Source organism: Nitratidesulfovibrio sp. 1201_IL3209 (assembly GCF_036763125.1).
Taxonomy (GTDB): Bacteria; Desulfobacterota; Desulfovibrionia; order Desulfovibrionales; family Desulfovibrionaceae; genus Cupidesulfovibrio.
On record NZ_JBAIYT010000062.1, the window covers coordinates 1 to 4,795 of the forward strand.

At 64.8% G+C, this 4,795-nt stretch carries 5 protein-coding genes and 1 pseudogene; 4 read left to right on the forward strand and 2 right to left on the reverse strand.

The features are described 5' to 3' along the window. From V6B97_RS16915 to V6B97_RS16925, 3 genes and pseudogenes are all read left to right on the forward strand, one after another. Positions 1-197 (forward strand): annotated as a pseudogene (locus V6B97_RS16915) (hypothetical protein); the annotation flags it as partial. Positions 198-364: 167 nt separating this feature from the next. Then, positions 365-658, forward strand: a complete 294-nt coding sequence (locus V6B97_RS16920) for a hypothetical protein (RefSeq protein ID WP_333507693.1) — start codon at positions 365-367, stop codon at positions 656-658. Positions 659-886: 228 nt separating this feature from the next. After that, positions 887-3,553: an inverse autotransporter beta domain-containing protein gene (locus V6B97_RS16925; RefSeq protein ID WP_333507694.1), complete on the forward strand. Its 2,667-nt coding sequence runs from the start codon at positions 887-889 to the stop codon at positions 3,551-3,553. A gap of 215 nt (positions 3,554-3,768) precedes the next feature. On the opposite strand, the gene V6B97_RS16930 is transcribed toward V6B97_RS16925, so the two are convergent. Together V6B97_RS16930 and V6B97_RS16935 are read right to left on the reverse strand one after the other, a co-directional pair. After that, positions 3,769-4,086, reverse strand: a complete 318-nt coding sequence (locus tag V6B97_RS16930; RefSeq protein ID WP_333507695.1) for a type II toxin-antitoxin system RelE/ParE family toxin — start codon at positions 4,084-4,086, stop codon at positions 3,769-3,771. Continuing rightward, entirely contained in the window at positions 4,079-4,354 is a 276-nt protein-coding gene (locus tag V6B97_RS16935) for a hypothetical protein (RefSeq protein ID WP_333507696.1), read from the reverse strand. Before V6B97_RS16935 ends, V6B97_RS16930 begins: the two co-directional genes overlap by 8 nt. A gap of 193 nt (positions 4,355-4,547) precedes the next feature. Between V6B97_RS16935 and V6B97_RS16940 the strand changes: the two genes are divergently transcribed. Then, positions 4,548-4,795, forward strand: a 248-nt coding sequence (locus V6B97_RS16940; protein ID WP_333507697.1) for a hypothetical protein, incomplete at its 3' end; no start/stop codon positions are given.

Below are 4,795 nucleotides of genomic sequence, written 5' to 3' on the forward strand. Positions count from 1 at the left end.
TGCCCCTGCGCGGCCATCCCGTGCCCGAACTGCTCCAGGTCTCCAGGGAATACAAAGAAATCCACATCAAGGGATTTCGCATGGTGTATCTGCCGATGGAAGCCGAGCGAATGGTCTGGATAGTGTTAGTCGCCCGCGCCCAAAGAAGTATCAGCGCCATGCTCCGTAAGCGGCTGATGACCCTCAGGCCGGAATAAAACACCATCAAAGCCCGCCCCGAAGCGCCTGTGCCTCTTCATGGAGGCGGGCGCTCTTTTTGCGTCCATCATTGTCCATCTATACCCGCTGAAACTGCTGGTATCGTTGCTGGTAGAATATTTTCTCATTCTATTTTTCTCAATATGTTTCAGTCAGATAAAACTGCTTGACGAACAAGGCGGAAGAGGCGGCGGCGGAACTGCACCGCCGCGCCGAAGGCTGGATGATCGCGCTGGCCCTGCACCTGCGGCGCTGGCGCGAAACGGGCGGTTTCGCCGCCTCCCTCCGGGCGCTGTCGGAACGGTTGCGGGCGGGGCGCATGGCCATCGCCGACAGGCTGTATTCCCCCCGGGGGGTCTTCGGCCTGTCCCGGCGGGAATACGAAACCGCCAGCCTCGCGGCGCAGGGGCTTTCCAACACGGAAATCCCGGACAACTGTTCCTCAGCCCCAACACGGTGAAACCCCACCTCAAGACCGCCTACCGCAAGACGGGCGCCACCTCCCGCACGGCCCTGCGCCAGACGTTGCCCCGGACGCTGCCCCAGACGCTGCCCCAGACGCCGCGGCAGTGAATATCACCCGTTCCGGGTGATGCCGCGAAAAAAGAAACGGCGCTATCCTTCTGCGATAGCGCCGTTTCTTTTCATCTGGCCCCGCATCTTCCAACCGCTCTTCAGGAGTCCGCTCATGCGATGCCCCGCTCCCGCGCGCCATGCCCGGCCCCGCGCGCGCCATCTCGACTGGTTCCGCCGCTTCCTCGTGTTCGCCCTTGTCCTGTCCATGACCGTTCCCCTGCCGCTGGCCGGCGGGGCGGCCACGCCGGACGCGCCGGGTGCGGAAAACAGGATGGAAATGGATGACGATGCCGCCAGCGTGCACGCCCGGCTCAACGGCCCGGAACGCGCGGCGGCCATCGAGGCGGCCCGGCGAGAAGACGCCGCCGCGCGGGCCAGCTTTGCGCGCGGCGAAGACGGCAAGTCCCTGTCCGCCGCGTCCCCGGCGTCCTCACCATCCGCGGACTCGTCCGCCCCGGCGGACCGGCAGGGCGCACCCACCGCACAATCCGCCGAGCGGGCCGGAAGCCTTGCGGAAACCCTGTTCAACGGCGCGGCCGGGCTTCTGGGCCTGCCGGGCTTGCAGGGCAACCGGCCAGATCCATACGCCCCGCAGCATGACCCCAACGCCGACCCCAACGCCGATCAGGGCCGGGGCTTCCACGAGGACGGCACGGCGCGCCGGGCCGACGGCGCCACCGGCAACAGCGCGGCCAGCGGCAGCTTCGACGGCCGCCGCGCAGCCGGGTATGCCTCGCACGGCCTCGGCTATGGCCTGAACGGCCGCTACGGCGCGGCCGACGACCCGCTGCGCGCCGACAGTTGGGACATGGACGACGCCATGGACGGCCGCGCCGCCAACCGCACGAGCATGGACGGCTACGGCCTGCTGGGCGTGACCGACCCGCACAACTACCTCATGCAGCGGGGCCTGAACCACGGCATGGGCTTCCTGAACAGCATGGGCGAGGCGGCCCTGGGCGGCCTGACCGACAACGGCCGCGCCCGGCTGAACTTCATGACCGACTGGGACGGCAAGCTCAACGGCGAGGGCGACGTGCTGCTGCCGTGGTACGACGGCAAGCACACCACGGTGTTCTCGCAGTTCGGCGCGCGCACCATGAACGCGGAAGACAGCCGCGACCGCTGGATAGGCAACGTCGGCCTGGGCCAGCGCTGGTACCCCTTCGCCACCGGCGGCGACGCCCCCGGCGACAACGTGGATTCCGGCAACTGGATGCTCGGCTACAACGCCTTCTACGACCACGACTTCACGCGCGGGCACCAGCGCGGCGGCGTGGGGCTGGAAGGCCAGTACGACTGGCTGCGCGTATCGCCCAACTACTATTTTCCCGTTTCCGGCTGGAAGGATTCAGAGGACTTCGACGGCGACTTCGTGAAGGAGCGCGCCGCCGAAGGGTGGGACGTGCGGGTGAAGGGCTACCTGCCCTTCTACCGCAACGTGGCCCTGACGGGCGCGTTCACCCAGTGGTACGGCGACCACGTGGGCATGTTCGGGGCCGACAAGCTGGAAGAGGACCCCAAGGTGTGGAGCTACGGGCTGGAATACACGCCCATCCCGCTGGTGTCCGGCTTCGTGAACCAGCGCACCACGGAACGCGGCAGCACCGATACCGAACTGGGCCTGCGCCTGACCTGGCTGTTCGGCATGCCGTGGGAACAGCAGACCAGCCACGACAAGGTGGCCGAACTGCGCACGGTACAGGGCTCGCGCCATGAATTTGTGGACCGCGAGAACCGCATCATCCTGGAATACAAGGCCAAGAGCAACTACCACGTGGAGTTCACGGGGCGCAACGGCAACGTGTTCTCCTTCCGCATCAGGAACGGCTTCGACGAATACATGGCCGGGCAGACCGTGCGGGTCACCGCCTCCGGGGTGACCACGCTGGCGCAGGCGCGCAGCGTGCCCGCCACCTTCCTGGCGCAGGCCGGGGACATGCTGGGTGGCCTGTTCTCGCCCAGGGAAGCCCACGCGGCCACCCTGTCGCAGGTCTACACCACGGGCAGGGACGGCACGTTCCGCGTGACCGTCACCGGCCTGACCGCCGGGGCGACGCTGAACGTGCAGGGCGGCGGCGTCGACCGCACCTTCACGGCGGCGGAACTGGGCGGCGGAGGCCCAAGCTACACGCTCGACGTATCCGGGGTATCGGTGGCCGGCAACGGGGCGCTGGGCGGGACCATCACGGTGCGGAATGACGACAGCACTCCCGTTGCCGGCGTTTCCGTCACCCTGTTGTACAAGACATACGGCGGCAACGGCGCACAAGCGACAGCCCTGCCGCTTTCCGGCATAACGGACGCCAATGGCCAGATAACGCCTTCCGGCGCCATCAACCCCACCCCGCGCATGGTCGTCGTGGCCGCTCGCGCCGGTTCGAGCGAGTCCGCCTATTCCTCTCCCTTCACAATCGGCGTCATTGCCGCGGGATTCCTGACCGGCACTTCGCTGGACGACAGCGGAGCGTCCAAAACCATGACCTGGAGTGAAGCCGGCACCTACTGCGCAAGCCACGGTGGGCGGGTGCCCAAAATCAATGGGGAGGACGCTCTCCCCCAATCAGTTGTCATCTACACTGATCCCGTCCCCGTCGAAGGGTTCGGCACGCTGCGCAGTGGAACCTGGCCTGCGAATTTGGCGAACGAGACCCACTGGACGGGCACAGCGGACGCCGATTATCCAGAACAGGCTTTTGGGGTTGCCAATCTCATCTACCCGACACCGCACATTTCGCCCAAGACCGGTCTGTTCGTAATTGCCTGCATTCCCCACTAGCGGGGCTCGGGGGGCGGCTTTCGTTGGGCCGTTCACGCCAAGGCGGGGCTCCCCGGCATGAGCCCCGCAAAGGTCCGACCCGGCTTGGCTGAAACAGACGGTGCGCCGCTGGCTTCACTTCCCCACGGAAGTTCCACCACCGGCGCACCGCTCCGTACTCGTACATTCGCCCCGCCGCCGCCCCATGACGGCGGCGGGACGTTCGTCAACGCTTCCTACAGCAAACGATGCTCAAGCAGTTCCCTGACGGCCCGCCTGCCATCCAGAACGCCGGGCACGAACACTTTCCCGCCCTCGGGGCGATAAAAAATCCGCCAGGGCGCTTCCTGCACCTCGCGGATGTTTCTGTTGCCGAACGGCACAAGCTCTTCGGGAAACTTGCCGCGCAGGCCAAACGTTCCAAGGCCGCGAACTCTTCCTTCCAGTCGGCCCGGAATGGACTCGGCCTGCTCCTCTCCATCGCGCTCAAGGATGTAGCCGTATATTTCAAGGATGTCTTCGATGGCCTCTGGCGTCAGGGCAACGTCAGCCATTGGCCTTGGCCTCTTCCAGCGTAGCCCGGATGCGGGCAAAGGCGTCTTCCGCCGGAACTCCCCGGCCTTCCTGAATGCTCTTTTCGCCCCGTGCAAGAATTTTCAGCAGGGCGATGCCTTCGGTCAGGCGGTCGTAATCCCTGACCCTGAGATACGCGCTGCGGGCCTTCCTGGCTGTAAGCCGCCTGCACAACGAAACCTGTAAACCGCAGCGCCCGCGCCGCTGTAAAGTGGCACGGGAGCTTTTTTCATTGCCTCCGGCGCTCATCGTCGCGTTTCCTCTGGAGTTGTTTTCGCGTTGAGCGGGCGAAGCCCGGCGAATAAGCCCTCTCCCCCGGAGGGCGGGACGGAAGCGGGAACACCCGGAGGTGTACCCACCGCCCTTGTCCTGCCTTCTCAATCCGCAATTTCATGCAGTACGAAAGTATACGCAAGAATGCACAAACACACGTAACAATGGCATGGTCAATACAATGCCTATGAATACTATCGACGAATCATCGCGTGCTATTGCGCAGTTCAATAGGTTTGACAAATCAGCGCATGGCAAAGCATTCCAGCGCCGATCATTGCCGTATCATGGCATGAAGGGAATCCGCAGTCTTTTCCTGCCACGCGGAAGGCAAAGCGGTCTTGACCAGCTTTCGAGCGGGTGCTATCCTGAATTATGTACGCAATTAAGTACGAATGGAGTTTTTATGAATACCCA